Genomic DNA, 18,443 nt, shown 5'->3' on the forward strand with positions numbered 1-18,443 from the left:
TGGGGCCTCCACGTCAGGGTGGCGGTCATTCCAGGGGCAGGGCGGGCTCGTCCAGCTCCATGCGGGCTCCCATCAGCTCGTCCAGCCCGTGGTACGGATCTCCGTGCTCGACGCCGTCGGCGGTGCTGTGCAGGGTCAGCACGGACACGCCGTCGTCGTTGCCCGGGGCCACGCGCACCTCGTCGAGCGTCGACATCGCGTACTCGTCGAGGTAGAGGTCCATCTCCAGCGACCAGCCGGCCTTCTCCTGGTGCAGGCGGGCGCTGGCCACGTCGCGGCTGTCCACCCACTGCGCTCCGGAGCGCTCCAGCAGCTCGTTGACCGGCTGCGAGGCCAGCTCGCTGAGCTGCTCCTGCTCCGCCTCCCTGAGCCGGGCCAGGGTGCCCGCGAGCAGCCGCTTCGCGGCGCTGGCGTCGCTGGGCAGCAGCAGCAGGCCGCGGTCGCTGACCAGCAGGTCGTAGGCCTCGCCGGAGCACTGCACCGGGCTGACGATCCCGGCCAGCGAGGGTTCCGGCTCCTCGGCCGGCTCGCGGGTGTGGTGCAGCGGGACGCCCAGGTCGACCAGCACCCGGTGCAGCCCGGGGATGAGCCGCGGGTCGGCGACGGCGGGGCGGACCAGGCGGTCGGGGTCCAGCGGACGCCCGTTGGCCAGCCGCACCGCGGGCGGGCCGCCCCAGTCCAGCTCGTGGTGGGCGCGGCGGGCGCAGATCAGCGCGTCGATGACGGTGCATCCGAGGAGTTCGGTGAGCGTGTCCTCGGCGGTCTGGTCGATCATCGACGGGTGCAGGCCCGGGTTGAGCACGGGGTTGATGAGGTCGCGGCCGTGGCCGCGGTGGATGGCGGCGAGGATGCCCTGGATCGTCGGGTCCGCGCCCAGCCCGCACTGGTGGGCGGCCGCGCTGAGCTGCGCGGCCTTCTCGGCGGCCTGCGCCGCTCCGGCCTGCCGGACGACCTCCGGCCACTGCATCCGGGGCCCGAGCGAGTCGACCAGCAGCCGGTCCTCCAGCTCGGGAACGGCGTGGCGCGGCTTGCGCAGGATCGCGAACGCCGGGCGTTCGTCGGCCTCCTTGTCGGCGGCCTTGAGGCGCTTCATCAGCTCGACCCTGGCGCGCACCGGCAGCTCGCCGCGCTCCTCGGCGATGGTCTGCTTGGCGCGCTCGGCCAGCGCGGGCTTGCGCGCCGGGTGGTCCATGAAGCTGCGGAAGCCCAGCAGCACGTCGGGTGCGTGGCCGATGCCGGCGGCCATGCTCAGGTACGCGTCGGCGTACTCGCGCCAGCCGATCTCGACCGCGACGGACTTGCGCAGCGCCATCACGGCGGTCCGCTTGCCCGCGACGCGCACCGCGGCGGCGTCCCCGGCGAGCACGAGCTCCTTGGTGGTGGTGACCGCGATGGCGGTGAACAACCGCGCGTACCCGACGAACAGCCACTTCACCGGGCCGGTGGTGAGCCCGTCGACGGTGCGCTGGACGCTGGCCAGCACCCGATGAGCGGTCACCGTCAGCTTGCTGCGGCCGGTGAGGCGACCGACCGCGTGCGCCAGCGACGCACCCAGTTCGGAGGTGGTCAGCGCCGCCAGCATCGGCAACCCGATCTCCAGGTACCGGGTGCGGGTGCGCAGTCCGAGCAGCGCGGTGTTCTCGCGGATGGCCACACCCGGCTCGGAGGTGATGCGGATCTCGTCGGGCAGCGGGGAGTCGGTGGCGTCGACGAGCTGGTCGATCGTGCGCCACAGGTTGGGTTGGGAGACCCGGTCCACGGGCACGCCGCGCGGGCGGACCCGGTTGCGCAGCACCGCCCGCAGGCCGATGACGAAGATCGCGCCGACGACGACGGCGGCGATGGCGACCTTCAACCCTCCGACGGTGTCGCGGCGGAAGGTCATGCCCGCCATCATCAGCAGGCCGGCGACCAGGCCGAGGGACACGACGAAGAAACCGATGTGCAACGCCAGCGCCAAGGCGGCGCGCCAGGGGCCACGCACGTGCAAAACTCCGGAGGGGAAGTGGAAGGTCGGACTCGCAGTCTTCGCGACCGGAAGTCGAACCGTCAACGATGGTGGGACAAGCGATATCGACTTGATCTAGTCCAGCAACACCACGTCCACAGTGGACCCAGCGGGCATTTCGGTCACGTCCTCCGGGATCGCCAGCAGGCAGTTCGCCCTCGCGAGGCTACCCAGCAGGTGTGAACCCGGAGCTCCCTGCAGGCTGACCTCGCCCGATGCCGGGTCGAACACCCCGCGCCGGAACTGCCGCCTGCGCGAGGGAGCGACCAGCGACTCGGCCAGCACGGCCTGCCGCCGCTGCCGCGTGGTCGTGGCGTGCCCGGCCGCGGCCAGCATCGCCGGGCGCACGAAGACCTCGAACGAGACCATCGAGCTCACCGGGTTGCCGGGCAGCGTGACGACCGCGAACGCGTCCCGGTAGCGGCCGCAGCCCTGCGGCATCCCCGGCTGCATCGCGACCTTGGTGAACTCCACGCCGTTGCCCGCCAGGGCGTCCTTGACCACCTCGTACGCCCCGGCGCTGACGCCTCCCGAGGTGATCAGCAGGTCGGCGGAGTCCAGGTGTGCCTGCAGGACCTCGTGGAAGGCGTCGACGTCGTCGGGCACGAAGCGCAGCATCGTCGGCTCACCACCGGCCTCCTGCACGGCGGCGGCGAGCATCAGCCCGTTGGACTCGTAGATCTGCCCGAGCTGCAGCTCTTCCCCGGGCGCGACCAGTTCGGAGCCGGTCGAGAGCACCAGCACCCGCACCGGCCGGTGCACGGGCAGCTCGGCGATGCCGACGGCGGCGGCCACGCCCAGCTGCGCGGCGCCCAGCCGGGTGCCCGCGGTGAGCACGGTGGTTCCCGCGGCGACGTCCTCGCCCGCGCGGCGCACGTGGGCGCCCGGCTGCACGGAACCGAACAGCGCCACCGTCTCGGTGCCCGCGTCGGTGCGCTCCACCGGGATCACCGCGTCGGCGCCCGGGGGCAGCTGCGCGCCGGTCATGATCCGGTGCGCGGTGCCGGGCTGCAGCGGCGGCACGTCCACGCGGCCGGCCGGGACGTCCTCGGAGACCGGCAGTTTCACCGGCTCGTCCTGCGTCGCCTCGGTCAGATCGACCGAGCGGACCGCGTAGCCGTCCATCGCGGAGTTGCTGAACGGCGGCAGCGAGATCGGGGCGACCAGGTCCTCGGCCAGCGCGAGGCCGAGGCAGTTCTGCAGCGGACGGGTCTCGACCGGCGTGCGGGTCAGCAGCGAAGCGACCTTCGCCCGGTGATCGGCGACCGACGTCAGCTCGTGGGCGGGGTTGTTGGACGACACGCACGCATCATCTGTCATGAGCACCCGTCGTGTCGCCATCGGCGTGGGATTGGTCGCTCCGCGGTGCGATGGCACAATGCCCGGTTCGCCCGACGCCCGTGCCCTCCAGCGCCGGTTCTCCGCGTGGTGGCGCGGAGATCCCCGGTCTCGGTGCCACCTACATAGAATCGCCGTGCCCGCGCCGACCGGTGGGGCCCTGAAGGGGGTTGTGCTGTGCAGGTCCGTACTCGTCACACGCCGTCGTACGGGGTCGCCCGGTTGATGCTGGCACCGGGGGAACCGGTGCGGGTGGAGTCCGGTTCGATGCTGGCCACCAGCTACGGGGTGACCGTCGAGTCGCGCGCGCAGGGCGGTTTCTTCAAGTCGCTGGCCCGATCCGCGCTGGGAGGGGAGTCGTTCTACGTCTCCACCTACACCGCGCCGCAGCAGGGCGGCTGGGTCGACGTGGCGCCGACGCTGCCCGGTGATCTCAACGTGCTGGAGCTCGACGGCCGGGTCGGCTGGTGCGTGACGAAGGGCTGCTGGCTGGCCTCGGCGAGCACGGTGCAGGTCGAGACCCAGTGGGGCGGCTTCCAGAACCTCTTCGGCGGCGAGGGCGGGTTCCTCACCCGGCTCAGCGGGCACGGCTCGGCGGTGGTGGCCTGCTACGGCGCGCTGGACGTGGTCACCCTGCAGCCCGGCGAGTACATCACGATCGACACCGGTCACGTCGTCGCCTACGCCGACACGGTGCAGAGCCAGCTGCGGCAGATGAACCAGGGCGTGGCGCAGTCGCTCAAGAGCGGCGAGGGCCTGGTCTTCGACTTCGCCGGGCCGGGACAGGTGCTGACCCAGACCCGCAACCCGCGCGGACTGGTCGGCTGGTTGCGCGCGAATGGTCTCGGACCGCGTTCCTGATTCGCTCGGTGGAAACGATCGCGCATTGCGCCGGACACAATTGGTCTGACCCAGTCGCCGCGGTCGTGATCGCGAGCGGGTTTCTCGTCCGGCGCATTCGTCGCCGGTTTTGATCGGGGTTTGAAAGCGATTGCGGCAGTCGGGGGAATTAGCACCCGTTGATGACGGAACGTGTCCGGAGCGGCCACCCGTTCGGCCCAGCGTTTAACGGAAAAGTCGTATTGCCGGACCCGCGACGAGCCCGATTTTCCGGAGTAGTGTGGCCGATGCTCCAGCGGCGCTAGCGTCGTGCATCACATTTCTTGAGGAGGACGCCGTGGCGGTCGGCACGGTCAAATGGTTCAACTCGGAGAAGGGCTACGGATTCATCGCGACGGACGGTGGATCCGATGTGTTCGTCCATTACTCCGCAATCGACATGTCTGGTTTCCGCACCCTTTCTGAAGGGGATCGGGTCGAATTCGAGGTGAAAGCCGGCCGCGATGGCCGAACTCAAGCCGACGGCGTTCGCAAGGTCTGAAGAGAACTTCGCACCAGGTCGTCGTGCGGCCCGGTTCTCCTGGCGGGGGACCGGGCCGCAGCGCGTCATCCCGCGAAACCTGCACCCGCAGGTGATCAGCCGGTTAGGCTTCGGGACGTGTCGGAAGATTTGACCGGTCGTAGGCTCGGCCACTACAAGATCGACGGCGTGCTCGGTCGCGGTGGGATGAGCGTGATGTACCGCGCCACCGACGTCCGGCTCGGCCGCAAGGTCGCGTTGAAGGTGATGGGGGAGCACATCACCGGCGACGCGGAGTTCCGCGAGCGCTTCGTCGACGAAGCCCGCAACACCTCGGCGATCGACCACGCGAACATCGTGCCGCTGTACGACTTCGGCGAGGTCGACGGCATGCTGTTCATCGCGATGCGGCTGGTCGAGGGCACCGATCTGGCGGGGCTGATCTCCGACGGGCCGATCTCGCCGAAGCGCAGCCTGGAGCTGCTCGGGCAGATCGCCGAAGCGCTGGACATGCTGCACGAGCGCGGTCTGGTGCACCTCGACCTCAAGCCGGCCAACGTGCTGGTCACCTCGCGCGAGTCCTCGCACGAGCACGTCTACCTCGCCGACTTCGGGCTGACCCGGCGCGGCGCGACCGGCCACCGCACGTCCTCCGGGGACTTCCTGGGCTCGCCGACCTACGCCGCCCCCGAGCACTTGCGCGGCGAGCCGGTCGACGGCCGCACCGACCAGTACGCGCTGGCCTGCATGCTCTTCGCCTGCCTGACCGGGCGTCCGCCGTTCCCGGGCTCGGTCCAGGAGGTCATCCAGGGGCACCTGGGTGCCGAGCCGCCCACGCCCGGATCGCTGGTGCTGCTGCCGCCGCCGATCGACGAGGTGCTGCGCCGGGGCATGTCCAAGCGCGGCGACCAGCGCTACGCGAGCTGCCAGGACCTGATCGCCGCGGCCCGCGCCGCGCTCGGCCCGGCCGCCGGGGAGGCGCCGGCGCCGCCGCGCGTCGCGCAGCAGCCGGTGCCGCAGCCCGCGAACCCCGCGTCCCAGCCGTTCCCGCAGCAGATTCCCCAGCAGGCCGGGCCGTACCCGCAGCAGTCGTACCCCGGCTACCAGCAACAGCCGGTGCGGCTGCGCCCGCCGATGCCCGCCGGGTCCTCGTCGTTCACCAAGACCTCGTCGGGCGGTGCGGCGAAGTGGATCGTGCCGGTGCTGGTGGGCGTCGCGCTGCTGGTGATCGTGCTGCTGTTCGTGGCGATGGCCACGTCCGGGAGCGGTTCGAGCTCCGGGAGCACGCCGTCGACGGCCGAGCTGCCCACGTCGGTGCCGACCGCCGGAGGGTGAGACCGAGGCAGGTCGCTTGCACTCGCCACCGGTGAGTGCTAAACACGGTACTGGCACTCATCAAGGTTGAGTGCCAGGTCGGGACGGTGAGGTCGTTCCGGCGGCGCCACATGACGGCGTCGTCGCGCGATCGTCCGTCGCGGGCACCGAGCCTGGCCGAGCAGAGTCCTGCCGTCGTGCACGCCCCAGTGTGCACCGTCGGCGTCCAGACAGGTGGAGGACCACACCGCAATGGCCAAGATGATCGCGTTCGACGAGGACGCCCGCCGCGGTCTTGAGCGCGGCATGAACACCCTCGCCGACGCCGTCAAGGTGACGCTCGGCCCCAAGGGCCGGAATGTCGTGCTCGAGAAGAAGTGGGGCGCGCCGACCATCACCAACGACGGCGTCTCGATCGCCAAGGAGATCGAGCTCGAGGACCCGTGGGAGAAGATCGGGGCCGAACTGGTCAAGGAGGTCGCGAAGAAGACCGACGACGTCGCGGGTGACGGCACCACCACCGCCACCGTGCTCGCCCAGGCCCTGGTTCGCGAGGGTCTGCGCAACGTCGCGGCCGGCGCCTCCCCGATCGCTCTGAAGAAGGGCATCGAGAAGGCCACCGAGGCGATCGCCGAGCAGCTGCTCAAGAACGCCAAGGAAATCGAGACCAAGGACCAGATCGCCGCGACCGCCGCGATCTCCGCCGGCGACCGCCAGATCGGCGAGCTCATCGCCGAGGCGATGGACAAGGTCGGCAAGGAAGGCGTCATCACCGTCGAGGAGAGCAACACCTTCGGGCTCGAACTCGAGCTCACCGAGGGCATGCGCTTCGACAAGGGCCTCATCTCGATGTACTTCGTGACTGACACGGAGCGCATGGAGGCCGTCCTCGACGACCCGTACATCCTGCTGCTGAGCAGCAAGATCTCCAACGTCAAGGACCTCCTCCCGCTGCTGGAGAAGGTCATGCAGGCCAACAAGCCGCTGCTGATCATCGCCGAGGACGTCGAGGGCGAAGCCCTGTCGACCCTGGTGGTCAACAAGATCCGCGGCACCTTCAAGTCCGTCGCCGTCAAGGCCCCGGGCTTCGGCGACCGCCGCAAGGCGATGCTGCAGGACATGGCCATCCTCACCGGTGGTCAGGTCATCAGCGAAGAGGTCGGCCTCAAGCTGGACACCGCTGACCTGAGCCTGCTGGGCCAGGCCCGCAAGGTCGTGGTGACCAAGGACGAGACCACCATCGTCGAGGGTGCCGGCGACGACGAGCAGATCGCCGGCCGGGTCAACGAGATCCGCGCCGAGATCGAGCGCTCGGACTCCGACTACGACCGCGAGAAGCTGCAGGAGCGCCTGGCCAAGCTGGCCGGCGGTGTTGCGGTCATCAAGGCCGGTGCGGCGACCGAGGTCGAGCTCAAGGAGCGCAAGCACCGCATCGAGGACGCGGTCCGCAACGCCAAGGCCGCGGTCGAGGAGGGCATCGTCGCCGGTGGTGGCGTGGCTCTGCTGCAGGCCGCGCAGACCGCTTTCGACGGCCTCAAGCTCGAGGGCGACGAGGCGACCGGTGCCAACAGCGTCAAGCTGGCCGTCGAGGCTCCGCTCAAGCAGATCGCGGTCAACGCCGGTCTCGAGGGTGGCGTCGTCGCGGAGAAGGTCAAGAACCTCACCTCCGGCCACGGCCTCAACGCCGCGACCGGCGAGTACGAGGACCTGGTGCAGGCCGGCGTCATCGACCCGGCCAAGGTCACCCGCTCGGCGCTGCAGAACGCCGCGTCGATCGCCGCGCTGTTCCTGACCACCGAAGCCGTGGTCGCGGACAAGCCGGAGAAGGGCGGGGACGCGGCTGCCGCCGCCGACCCGACCGGTGGCATGGGTGGCATGGGCTTCTGAGTCCAGCCCCGAGCTGAGGAGGGCCGTCCCCGTCGGGGGGGCGGCCCTCCTGCTTTGCCTCAACCGGGCAGGTGACCCGGTCGGGTCATCTCCCGGTGTGTTGAACTGGGGTCGTCGCCGGTGGATTGGATGGGGAGCTCGATGCGCGGTTTGTCCAGGTCGTTCGCGGTGTGCGTGGCCGGGATCATGGCCTTGGCCGGGTGCACCAACACCGCGCCTCCACCGGAGCAGCCGGCCCCGCAGAGCTCCGACGCGCTGCCCGGTGAGGGCGTGCCCTCGGTGGTGCCGCAGCCGGAGCTGATCGACAGGCTCGGCGACGACGTCGCGGTCCGCGGCAAGGTCGAGGTCGTGGTGGACCCGCTGGTCGACCAGCAGACCAAGGACCTCGCCAAGCAGGTGCTCGAACTCGCCGGGGCCGATGAGGTCGCGATCCGCGAACCCGGCGCTCCCGCCTCGGATGCCTCGCTGCGGGTGCGGATCGGCGAGCGCACCTCGCCGACCGTGGTCAAGGGCCTGCAGGAGACGGGTATGAACGCCCCGGTTCCGATGGACGAGGAGGCGTACGTGCTCGCGGTGCGCCCGGACACCGAGTTCGAGGTGTTCATCGGCGCCTCCGACCCCGCCGGGGCCTACTACGGCGTGCAGACGCTGCGGCAGCTCATCTCGCCCGGCCGCATCGCGGGCGTGACCGTCCTGGACCGGCCGGCGATGCCGCTGCGCGGTGCGATCGAGGGCTTCTACGGTCCGCCGTGGACGCACCAGGAGCGGATGGACCAGCTGGCGTTCTACGGCGACGTCAAGCTCAACACCTACATCTACGCGCCCAAGGACGACCCGTACCACCGCGAGAAGTGGCGCGAGCCCTACCCGGCGCAGGAGCTCGGGGAGGTCCGCGAGCTGATCCGGCAGGCCGGTGCGCACCACGTGAAGTTCACCTTCGCGCTCTCGCCCGGCAACTCCATCTGCTACAGCGATCCGCGCGATTTCCAGGCGCTGCAGGCGAAGTTGCAGGCCATGTACGACGAGGGCATCCGCGACTTCTCGCTGCCGCTGGACGACATCTCCTACACGCGCTGGAACTGCGCGGGTGACGAGCGCGCCTACGGCCGTCCCTCGGAGGGCTCGGCCGGGCGGGCGCAGGCCGACCTGCTCAACAAGGTCCAGCGCGAGTTCGTCGACACCCACCCCGGGGTGGCGCCGCTGCAGTTCGTGCCGACCGAGTACTCCGATGTCGAGGACTCGGAGTACAAGACGGCGATCCGCGAAGCGCTGGACCCGAGGGTGCTGGTGATGTGGACCGGTGACGGCGTGATCCCGCGCCAGATCACCGTTTCCGACGCCAAGCAGGCCGAAACCGTGTGGGGTCGCAAGGTTTTCCTGTGGGACAACTACCCGGTCAACGACTTCAACGGCTCGCGCGGCCGGATCATGCTCGGCTCCTACGACAAGCGCGAGCGCGGGCTCAGCGATCAGCTGGCCGGTGACGTGGTCAACCCGATGAACCAGGCGGCGGCGAGCAAGGTCGTGGAGATCGGTGCGGCCGATTTCGCCTGGAACGACGAGGACTTCGACCCGCAGCGGGCCTGGCGGGCCGCCGCCGAATACCTGGCGGGCAAGCGGCTCGCCGGTGATTCCCCCGGCGTGCAGGCGGATCCGGCGACGGTGGAAGCGCTGCTGGCGTTCTTCGACCTGGAGCACATGGCGCCGGTCGCCAACGGTTCGGCCTGGCTGCCGCCCGCTCCGGAGCTGTCCCGGCGTCTCGACGCGTTCCGCGCGGCGTGGGCGGGTGGCGACCGCCGCGCGGCGGTGCGCGACCTGCGGGCCTACGCGGAGCTCGTCGCCAACGCCCCGGAGCGGATTCGCGCGGGGGCGCCGAGGGACTTCGTCACCGACACCGATCACTGGCTGACCGCGACCGACCAGTGGGGTCAGGCCCTGCTCGCGACGGCCGACGGACTGCACGCCCGGGCTTCCGGCGACGAGGCGCTGGCCAACGCGCGCTTCGACGAGGCGCGCTGGGCGGTGGACGCGGCCAAGCGCATCCGCTCCACGACTGCGGAGGTCCGCCCGGCGGGTCAGGTCCTGGTCGCCGACGGAGTCCTGGACACGTTCCTGGCCGAGGCCCCCGGCCTGCGGTAGGTGCCGACCCGTCCGCGATCAACCCGGTCGGTTCGGACGAAGGGCTGTTCACGAATGAGGCGGAGCCGCTGTTTCAGGTGTGGGACTCAGCTCGCACCGCCGCAGGTTCTTCAGCGGTTTCGTGGCGAGTGCGCCGCGACGCCGTGTATTGGCGTACATCAGGAGTGGCGCACGGAGTCCGCGGAACCGCTCCAGGTCCTGCCACCCGCACCGCTACGCAAGACAATTCCTCAACAGCTTCCTAGAACTGGCCGCTGCCGGCATCGTCTCGGTAGATGTCGACCAGGTCTGTTCCCCGGGCTTCCCAGCGGTCGTAGAGGGCGTCGCGGCCGAAGCGCGCCACGAGCTGCGACTCCGCGCGGGTGATCGGGACGAGCGTGATCAGCTGCAGGACCGGCACGCCCTCGTCGAGCAGGACGTCGAACTCGTCGCCCAGGTACGGGTGCGGTGCGGCCATCGCGCCCGCGATCGCCGTGTCCGGCAGCAGGATGCGGTCGTTCATGATCAGCGCGCCGTAGCCCACGCGCGCCTGCGATTCGGTGAGCAGCTCGGCGACCACGCCCACCAGGTGCTTGGCGTAGACCTCCTGATCGCGGCGCAGCGTGCACAGCAGCTCCTGCGGCAGCGGTGCCCCGGCGGTGTGCTCGCGGAGCCCGCTGGTCAGCACGGTCACGTGCGTGCCGTCGGCGTGGTCGCAGTACACGAGGTTGTAGGCCCGCTCCCGCCCACCGGCGCTCCGGCTGTCGGCACCCCGAATGCGTCCGACGTGCTTCTCCACGTGCGCCGGGAACCCCTTGAACCTGCTCATGCCCCACCTCTAGTTCGACCGACGCGCATCCTATGGGGTCGGTGCGTCCGGTCGAATAGGCTCGGGGGGTGGCTGACGCTCTCGAGATGAAATCACCGGCCGAGGTCGCGGCGGCGCTGGACGAGACCGGTTACCTGCCGGACGACGGGATCGCGACCGCGGCCTTCCTGGCGATGCGGATGCGTCGCCCGCTGCTGACCGAAGGCGAACCGGGCACCGGCAAGACGGCGCTCGCGCAGGCCCTGGCGGCGGCGCTCGGCGTGAACCTGATCCGCTTGCAGTGCCACGAGGGCATCGACGCGGCCCAGGCGCTCTACGACTGGGACTTCCCGCGCCAGCTGCTGCACCTGCGCACCCTGGAAGCGGCCTCCGGCGGCGAGCTCGACGCCGACGCCGCCGAGTCGTCCCTCTACACCCCGCGATTCCTGCTGGCCAGGCCGCTGCTGCGCGCCTTGCAGGAGGCGCCGTGCGTGCTGCTGGTCGACGAGATCGACCGCGCCGACGACGAGTTCGAGGCGTTCCTGCTGGAGGTGCTCTCGGAGTACGCGGTCAGCATCCCGGAGTACGGCGAGGTCCGGGCCGAGGAACCGCCGATCGTCATCCTCACCTCCAACCGCACCCGCGAGGTCCACGACGCCCTCAAGCGCCGCTGCCTCTACCACTGGCTGGAGCACCCGGACCTGGAACGGGAGGTCGCCATCCTGCGCCGGCGCCTGCCGGGCGTCGACGGACGCCTGGCCGAGCAGGTCGCGGCATCCCTCCAGCGGATGCGCCAGATGGAACTCCTCAAACCCCCGGGCGTCGCCGAAGCCATCGACTGGACCCAAGCCCTCCAAGCTCTGGGCACGGAGTCCCTCGACACCGAGACCGCCGCTACCACCCTCGGCGCGGTCCTCAAGTACCGAGAAGACGCGGAACGAGTTCGCTCAGCAGGCATCCTCACCCCCTGATCGAACCTCAGCGGAACCCGGAAACCGGACTTCAGCGGAACCCGTACCCCCGATTTCAGTGGAAGTCCGGTTCCCGGTTTCGGTGGAAGTGGGGGACCGGGTTTCCGATGAAGTCCGGTGGAGGGGTGGTGACCTGCGTTGGGAGGTGCGGTGATGGCGGAGACGGTGACCGGGCTGGTGGGGTTCGCGCGGGCTCTGCGGCACTCGGGGATGGCCGTGGGGCCGAACCGGGTGCAGAGCTTCCTTGCTGCGGTGGAGCAGGTGGGACTCGACGAGCGGGAGGGCGTGTACTGGGCCGGGCGGTTGACCTTGTGCTCCGAACCCGATGACGTCGCGCGCTACGACGCCGCGTTCGAGACCTGGTTCAGCTCGGAACCGATGCAGGTGGGGCAGCCGGGGAAGCCGGTGTCGCGCCCCGCGAAGATCGCGGCGCTGACCGCCGAGACGTCCGACGGCGAGGGCGAGGGGGAGTCCGAGGACCCGCTCGCGGCGGCCGCCAGCACCGCGGAGGTGCTGCGCAACCGCGACGTCACCGAGCTCAGCGCGGCCGAGCGCGACCACCTCCGGCGGATGCTGGCCGTGCTGCGCCCCGAACCCCCGACGCGCCCGGCGTTGCGGCGCCAACCCGGCAAGCGCGGAGCGCTGAGCCCGCGCGCCACGCTGCGCGCGATGCTGCGGTCCGGGGGCGAGCCGGTGCGCCTGCCCCGCCAGCACCGCTCGCGGCGGGCTCGCCGCGTCGTGCTGCTCATCGACGTCTCCGGCTCGATGAGCCCGTACTCCGACGCGCTGCTGCGCTTCGCGCACGTCGTGGTCCGCCGGGCTCCGGCGAGCACCGAGGTCTTCACGCTCGGCACCAGGATGACCCGCGTGAGTAGGCAGTTGCGCCAGCGCGATCCGGAATCGGCGTTGCAGGCGGCTTCTCGCGCGGTCCCCGACTTCTCCGGCGGCACCCGATTGGGCGAGACTCTCCGAGTGTTCTTGGACAGGTGGGGGCAGCGCGGCATGGCGCGCGGCTCCGTGGTGGTGCTGTTCTCCGACGGGTGGGAGCGCGGCGACGCCACCGACCTGGCCGAGCAGATGCGCCGGCTGCGCAGGTTGGCTCGCGGCGTGATCTGGGCGAACCCGCACGCGGGCCACGACGGATATCAACCCGTGCAATCCGGAATTGTGGCGGCCCTCCCGCACGTTGACCGAATGGTGGCCGGTCACAGTCTGCGGTCGCTGGAGGACATCTGGTCATGGGTTCGCAGACTGTCCCGGTCCGGGGAGCAGCTCCCCGGCGTTCCGGTCGGTTTCGCCTGACGCCGACCCGGGTGGATGCTTGGAGGGGCCAGGACGGCCCGTGGAGGTAGGTGCACCGTGCGTGACGTGTTGGATGACTTGACCAAGCGCTGGGAGGCCGGCGAGTCCGTCGGGCTGGGCACCGTGGTGGCCACGTTCCGCTCCGCCCCCCGCCCGCCGGGTGCGTCGATGCTCGTCACGCAGGAGGGCGAGGCCGTGGGCAGCGTCTCCGGTGGCTGCGTCGAAGGCGCGGTCTACGAGGAGGGCTCCACGGTCCTGCAGGGATCGGATCCGGTGCTGCGCCGCTACGGCGTCAGCGACGACGATGCCTTCGCGGTGGGCCTGACCTGCGGCGGGATCCTCGACATCTTCGTCGAGCGCATCGACCGCGAGACCTTCCCCGACCTCGACGAGGTCGCCGCCTCGGTGCGCGCGGAGGAGCCGGTGGCGGTCGCGACCGTCATCGAGCACCCCGAGCAGACCAAGGTCGGCACCCACCTGCTGATCTGGCGCGAGCGGGTGCGCGGCACCCTCGGCGCGTCGCGGGTGGACGACGCGGTGATCGACGACGTGCGCGGCATGCTGGCCAGCGGTCGCAGCGGCGTCATCGAGTACGGGCCGGAGGGGCAGCGCCGCGGCGAGGGCATGCGGGTGTTCGTCAACTCCTTCGAGCCGCCGCCGCGGATGCTCGTCTTCGGCGCGATCGACTTCGCCGCCGCCATGGCCCGGATGGGTGCTTTTCTCGGCTACCGGGTGACGGTCTGCGATGCGCGTCCGGTGTTCGCCACCACCAGCCGGTTCCCGGGGGTCGACGACGTCGTCGTGGACTGGCCGCACCGCTACCTCGCCCAGGAGGCGGAGGAAGGGCGCCTCGACGAGCGCACGGCGGTCATGGTGCTCACCCACGACCCGAAGTTCGACGTGCCGGTGCTCAAGGAAGCCCTGCGCATGAACGTCGGCTACATCGGCGCGATGGGTTCGCGCCGCACGCACGAGAACCGCTTGACGCGGCTGCGCGAGGAGGGCGTCAGCGAGGAGGAGCTCTCCCGCGTGTCCTCGCCGATCGGTCTCGACCTGGGTGCCAGGACCCCGGAGGAGACCGCCGTGTCCATCGCCGCGGAGCTGATCGCGCTGCGGTGGGGCGGCCGCGGTGTGAGGCTCTCGGACGTGGAGGGCCCGATCCACCACGACTGAGCCCGCTTGCTCTCGCCGGGACGGAGTAGGACCCTCTAGCGGAGTGACATCCGTCACTCGGCGGATAGTCGTGTTCCCGAACGTCCGCGCTCCTGGCGAGGAGGCCGTTCCATGTCCCGCATCACCGTCAACGTAGACGGCACGAAGTACACCGACGAAGTGGAACCCAGAACGCTGCTCGTGCAGTACCTGCGCGAGCGGCTCGGCAAGGTCGGCACCGTGGTCGGCTGCGACACCAGCAACTGCGGTGCCTGCACCGTCCACATGGACGGGCACAGCGTGAAGTCGTGTTCGGTCCTGGCGGTCCAGGCGGACGGCCACGACGTGACCACCATCGAAGGACTGGCCCAGGACGGCAAGCTGCACCCGATGCAGGAGGCCTTCCACGACAACCACGCGCTGCAGTGCGGTTTCTGCACCCCCGGCATGATCATGCAGGCGCTGGACCTGCTGGCCGAGGACCCCGAACCCGACGACCAGGCGGTCCGCGAGGGCATGGAGGGAAACCTCTGCCGCTGCACGGGCTACCAGAACATCGTCCGAGCGGTGCGCGACGCCGCCCAGCGCATGGAACCCGGCGCCGGGCCCGCGGCCGAGCACACCGATGACACGCCCATGCAGCGCAAGCCCGCCGACGAGCGGACCGGCGCCGAGGCCACGGGAGGTCGCCAGTCATGACCGCTGTGGCAGAGCCGGAACTCGGGCGTTCCCGCAAGCGCAAGGAGGACGCGCGGCTGATCACCGGCCGCACGCGCTGGACCGACAACCTCGCGCCCAGCGGAACGCTGCACCTGGCGATCCTGCGCTCACCGATGGCCCACGCCAAGATCACCGCGATCGACACCGAGGCCGCCGAGCGATCTCCCGGCGTGGTCGCGGTCGTCACCGGCCGCGACATCGCCGACGTCCAGGGCAGCCTGCCCTGCGCGTGGCCGATCACCGAGGACATGAAGGCACCGGCGGCCCCGGCGATGGCCGTCGACGAGGTGCGCTTCGCGGGTGAAGCGGTGGCGATGGTCGCCGCCCGCTCGGCCGCCGAGGCGCGCGACGCGATGGACGCCATCGACGTCGACTACGAGGACCTGCCGGTCGTGCTGGACATGCCCTCGGCGATCGAATCGGGATCACCGCTGGTCCACCAGGACCTGGGCACCAACACCAACGCCGTGTGGACCTTCGACTCGGCCGAGGCCGGCACCGGCGGCGACGTCGAGCAGGCGCTGTCCGGCGCGGAGGTGCTCGTCGAGCGGACCTTCCGCCAGCAGCGGCTGATCCCGGCGTTCATGGAACCGCGCTCGGTCGTCGTCGACCCGACCGGTGAGCAGATCACCGTCTGGTCGGCCACGCAGGTCCCGCACATCCTGCGGGTCATGCTGGCCATGACGCTGGGCGTCGCCGAGAGCAAGATCCGGGTCATCGCGCCCGACGTCGGCGGCGGTTTCGGCGGGAAGCTCCAGGTCACGCCGGAGGAGGTCCTGTCGTTCCTGATGGCGCAGCGGCTCGGCCGTCCGGTGAAGTGGACCGAGACCCGTTCGGAGACCATGGTTTCGGGGCACCACGGCCGGGACCAGATCCAGAAGCTGTCGATGGCGGCCACCCGCGACGGCCGGATCACCGGGCTCAAGGTCGAACTCCTCGCCGACATGGGCGCCTACCTGCGGCTGGTCACCCCGGGCGTGCCGATCCTGGGCGCGCTGATGTTCAACTCGATCTACAAGATCCCGGCGTACCACTTCAGCTGCACCAACGTGTTCACCAACAAGACGCCGACCGACGCCTACCGCGGCGCCGGACGACCGGAGGCCACCTTCGGCATCGAGCGGATGATGGACGAACTGGCCGCCGAGCTGGGCATGGAACCCATGGAGGTGCGGCGCGAGAACTGGATCGCCCACGACGAGTTCCCCTACGACACGGTCGCGGGCCTGACCTACGACTCGGGCAACTACGAGGCCGCCACCGACAAGGCGATGGAGCTGTTCGGCTACACCTCGCTGCGCGAGGAGCAGGAGCGGCGCCGTCGCGAGAACGACCCGGTCCAGCTGGGCATCGGCATCTCCACCTTCACCGAGATGTGCGGGCTGGCGCCCTCGCGGGTGCTGGGGTCGCTGTCCTACGGCGCGGGCGGCTGGGAGCACGCGGCGATCCGCATGCTGCCCACCGGCAAGGTCGAGGTCGTCACGGGGTCCTCCCCGCACGGGCAGGGGCACGAGACGGCGTGGAGCCAGATCGTGGCCGACCGGCTCGGCGTCGCCTTCGAGGACGTCGAGGTGCTGCACGGCGACACCCAGGTCTCCCCGCGAGGCATGGACACCTACGGTTCCCGCTCCCTGACCGTGGGCGGCATGGCCGTGGTCGCCGCGGCCGACAAGGTCATCGACAAGGCCCGGCCGATCGCCGCGCACATGCTCGAATGCGCCGAGGAGGACCTGGAGTTCTCCTCCGGCCGGTTCGGCGTGCGCGGCACCGATCGGGGCGTGGCGATGGGCGAGGTCGCGCTCGCGGTGTTCGCCGCGCACGACCTGCCCGACGGGGTGGAGCCGAACCTGGACTCCGACGCGACGTTCGACCCGGAGAACTTCTCGTTCCCGCACGGAACCCACCTCTGCGCGACCGAGGTGGACACCGAGACCGGGCACGTGAAGATCCGCAAGTACGTGTGCGTGGACGACATCGGATCGGTGATCAACCCGCTGATCGTGGAGGGCCAGGTGCACGGCGGTCTCGCGCAGGGCATCGCGCAGGCGCTCTACGAGGAGGCCGTCTACGACGAGGGCGGGACGCTCACCACGGGCACGCTGGCCGACTACCTGGTGCCCTCGGCCGCCGACCTGCCGGAGTTCACCACCGATCGCACCGAGACCCGCGCGACCTCGAACGCCCTGGGCGTCAAGGGCGTGGGGGAGGCCGGAACGATCGCCTCCACACCCGCGGTGGTGAACGCGATCGTCGACGCGCTGCGGCCGATGGGCGTCAACGACGTCGAGATGCCCTGCTCGCCGCAACGCGTGTGGCGGGCGGTGACCGGCGCTCGCGCGTCCGGGAAGACGGCGCCGGAGGCCGGCGGCGGACTCGGCTCGATGAATCCCCATGGAGGTGCCCGGTGATCCCGGCCCAGTTCGAATACGTCGCGCCCTCGACCGTGGACGAGGCCGTCGCCGCCCTGGCGGCGGCGGGCGAGGACGCCAAGGTGCTCGGCGGCGGGCAGAGCCTGCTGCCCGTGCTGCGGATGCGGATGGCCGATCCGAGCACGATCGTCGACGTCGGTCGCATCCCCGAGATGCGGGGCGTCCGCGAGGACGGCGACAAGCTCGTCGTCGGCGCCATGACCACCCACCACGAGGTGCAGCGGGACCCGCTGATCCAGCAGCACGCCGAGCTGATCACGCTGGCCACCCGCACCGTCGCCGACCCGCAGGTGCGCCACCGGGGCACCTTCGGCGGTTCGCTGGCGCACGCCGACCCGGCCGGTGACCTGCCCGCCCCGGCGCTCGCGCTGGACGCGGAGATGGTCATCGCCGGTCCCTCGGGCCGGCGCACCGTCCCGGCGTCGGAGTTCTTCGTCGACTACTTCACCACCGCGCTGGAACCCAGCGACCTGCTGGTCGAGGTGCGGATGCCGAAGTGGACCGGCTGGAACGCGCACTACGAGAAGTTCAACCGCGTCGCCCAGGCGTGGTCGATCGTCGGAGTCGCCGCTGCGGTGCGGGTTTCCGGCGGCGCCATCGCCGAAGCGCGCATCGCGCTGACCAACATGGGCGCCACCCCCATCCGCGCGAGGGGCGTGGAGCAGGCGCTCGTCGGCCAGCAGGCCACGGCCGACGCGGTCCGCGCGGCCGCCCGGCACGCGACCGAAGGCACCAGCGCGACGGGCGATTCCAGCGCTGATGCCGACTACCGGGAGCACCTCGCCGAGGTGCTGACCGGACGTGCGGTGCTGGCGGCGGCAGGCGGCTGATCCGCTCCGGCGAAGATCGGGTCTGGCGGTGTTCCAGCGGAATTGCCGCCAGACCCGAATCGTTCTTGTGGGCGGGCGGTCCTTCCCGCTGAGCCGATCGGGCTATCGGCGCGCCGTCCGGCCTGGGAGGCTGGTGGGTGGACTGCGTTATAGCTTCAGACGGAAACGATGGCTCTGCGCCTGAGCCGAGCACGGTCAATCAGGAG

Annotated in this window: 14 protein-coding genes; 11 read left to right on the forward strand and 3 right to left on the reverse strand. The window is 70.7% G+C overall.

Annotated elements, in window-relative coordinates; all coding sequences use genetic code 11:
• Positions 1-25 precede the first annotated feature (25 nt).
• Positions 26-1,984 carry a M48 family metallopeptidase gene (locus tag E1202_RS13040; protein WP_132683291.1) on the reverse strand — a complete coding sequence of 653 codons (1,959 nt, stop codon included), beginning with the start codon at positions 1,982-1,984 and terminating at the stop codon, positions 26-28.
• A gap of 99 nt (positions 1,985-2,083) precedes the next feature.
• The gene (moeA, locus tag E1202_RS13045; protein WP_132683293.1) at positions 2,084-3,328 is read right to left on the reverse strand and encodes a molybdopterin molybdotransferase MoeA; all 1,245 of its coding nucleotides are present in this window, start codon (positions 3,326-3,328) and stop codon (positions 2,084-2,086) included.
• A 195-nt stretch (positions 3,329-3,523) separates the two neighbouring features.
• On the opposite strand from moeA, the gene E1202_RS13050 reads away from it, so the two are divergent.
• The 5 genes from E1202_RS13050 to E1202_RS13075 all read left to right on the forward strand — a co-directional run bounded on the left by E1202_RS13050 (position 3,524) and on the right by E1202_RS13075 (position 10,046).
• Positions 3,524-4,207, forward strand: coding sequence for a TIGR00266 family protein (locus E1202_RS13050; protein WP_132676650.1), 684 nt, complete (start codon positions 3,524-3,526; stop codon positions 4,205-4,207).
• A gap of 316 nt (positions 4,208-4,523) precedes the next feature.
• On the forward strand, positions 4,524-4,727 hold the full coding sequence (locus E1202_RS13055; protein WP_132623257.1) for a cold-shock protein: 204 nt from the start codon (positions 4,524-4,526) through the stop codon (positions 4,725-4,727).
• Between the two features lie 117 nt (positions 4,728-4,844).
• Entirely contained in the window at positions 4,845-6,041 is a 1,197-nt protein-coding gene (locus E1202_RS13060) for a serine/threonine-protein kinase (protein WP_132683295.1), read from the forward strand.
• A 231-nt stretch (positions 6,042-6,272) separates the two neighbouring features.
• A complete protein-coding gene (groL, locus tag E1202_RS13070) occupies positions 6,273-7,907 on the forward strand; it encodes a chaperonin GroEL (protein WP_132623251.1) in 1,635 nt (544 codons plus the stop codon).
• A gap of 141 nt (positions 7,908-8,048) precedes the next feature.
• Positions 8,049-10,046, forward strand: coding sequence for a beta-N-acetylhexosaminidase family protein (locus E1202_RS13075; RefSeq protein WP_235878208.1), 1,998 nt, complete (start codon positions 8,049-8,051; stop codon positions 10,044-10,046).
• A gap of 241 nt (positions 10,047-10,287) precedes the next feature.
• On the opposite strand, the gene E1202_RS13080 is transcribed toward E1202_RS13075, so the two are convergent.
• A complete protein-coding gene (locus tag E1202_RS13080) occupies positions 10,288-10,854 on the reverse strand; it encodes a suppressor of fused domain protein (protein WP_132683297.1) in 567 nt (188 codons plus the stop codon).
• Between the two features lie 86 nt (positions 10,855-10,940).
• On the opposite strand from E1202_RS13080, the gene E1202_RS13085 reads away from it, so the two are divergent.
• The 6 genes from E1202_RS13085 (at position 10,941) to E1202_RS13110 (ending at position 18,237) form a co-directional block, all read left to right on the forward strand.
• Positions 10,941-11,804, forward strand: coding sequence for an AAA family ATPase (locus E1202_RS13085; RefSeq protein WP_132683356.1), 864 nt, complete (start codon positions 10,941-10,943; stop codon positions 11,802-11,804).
• Between the two features lie 153 nt (positions 11,805-11,957).
• Positions 11,958-13,106 carry a vWA domain-containing protein gene (locus E1202_RS13090; RefSeq protein ID WP_132683298.1) on the forward strand — a complete coding sequence of 383 codons (1,149 nt, stop codon included), beginning with the start codon at positions 11,958-11,960 and terminating at the stop codon, positions 13,104-13,106.
• Between the two features lie 57 nt (positions 13,107-13,163).
• Complete coding sequence (locus E1202_RS13095) at positions 13,164-14,279, forward strand: XdhC family protein (protein WP_132683300.1); 1,116 nt, start codon at positions 13,164-13,166, stop codon at positions 14,277-14,279.
• A gap of 111 nt (positions 14,280-14,390) precedes the next feature.
• Entirely contained in the window at positions 14,391-14,957 is a 567-nt protein-coding gene (locus tag E1202_RS13100) for a (2Fe-2S)-binding protein (protein WP_132683302.1), read from the forward strand.
• Complete coding sequence (locus E1202_RS13105; RefSeq protein WP_132683304.1) at positions 14,954-17,386, forward strand: xanthine dehydrogenase family protein molybdopterin-binding subunit; 2,433 nt, start codon at positions 14,954-14,956, stop codon at positions 17,384-17,386. Before E1202_RS13100 ends, E1202_RS13105 begins: the two co-directional genes overlap by 4 nt.
• The gene (locus E1202_RS13110) at positions 17,383-18,237 is read left to right on the forward strand and encodes an FAD binding domain-containing protein (RefSeq protein WP_132683306.1); all 855 of its coding nucleotides are present in this window, start codon (positions 17,383-17,385) and stop codon (positions 18,235-18,237) included. Before E1202_RS13105 ends, E1202_RS13110 begins: the two co-directional genes overlap by 4 nt.
• The last annotated feature ends 206 nt before the right edge of the window (positions 18,238-18,443 follow it).

Source organism: Saccharopolyspora karakumensis (assembly GCF_004349225.1).
GTDB lineage: Bacteria > Actinomycetota > Actinomycetes > Mycobacteriales > Pseudonocardiaceae > Saccharopolyspora > Saccharopolyspora endophytica.

Excerpts from the sequence above, each read along its gene's own strand:
- moeA (WP_132683293.1), bottom strand. The coding sequence starts at position 3,328 with ATGACAGATGATGCGTGCGTGTCGTCCAACAACCCCGCCCACGAGCTG.
- groL (WP_132623251.1), top strand. The coding sequence starts at position 6,273 with ATGGCCAAGATGATCGCGTTCGACGAGGACGCCCGCCGCGGTCTTGAG.
- E1202_RS13075 (WP_235878208.1), top strand. The coding sequence starts at position 8,049 with ATGCGCGGTTTGTCCAGGTCGTTCGCGGTGTGCGTGGCCGGGATCATG.
- E1202_RS13080 (WP_132683297.1), bottom strand. The coding sequence starts at position 10,854 with ATGAGCAGGTTCAAGGGGTTCCCGGCGCACGTGGAGAAGCACGTCGGA.
- E1202_RS13085 (WP_132683356.1), top strand. The coding sequence starts at position 10,941 with ATGAAATCACCGGCCGAGGTCGCGGCGGCGCTGGACGAGACCGGTTAC.
- E1202_RS13090 (WP_132683298.1), top strand. The coding sequence starts at position 11,958 with ATGGCGGAGACGGTGACCGGGCTGGTGGGGTTCGCGCGGGCTCTGCGG.
- E1202_RS13100 (WP_132683302.1), top strand. The coding sequence starts at position 14,391 with ATGTCCCGCATCACCGTCAACGTAGACGGCACGAAGTACACCGACGAA.
- E1202_RS13105 (WP_132683304.1), top strand. The coding sequence starts at position 14,954 with ATGACCGCTGTGGCAGAGCCGGAACTCGGGCGTTCCCGCAAGCGCAAG.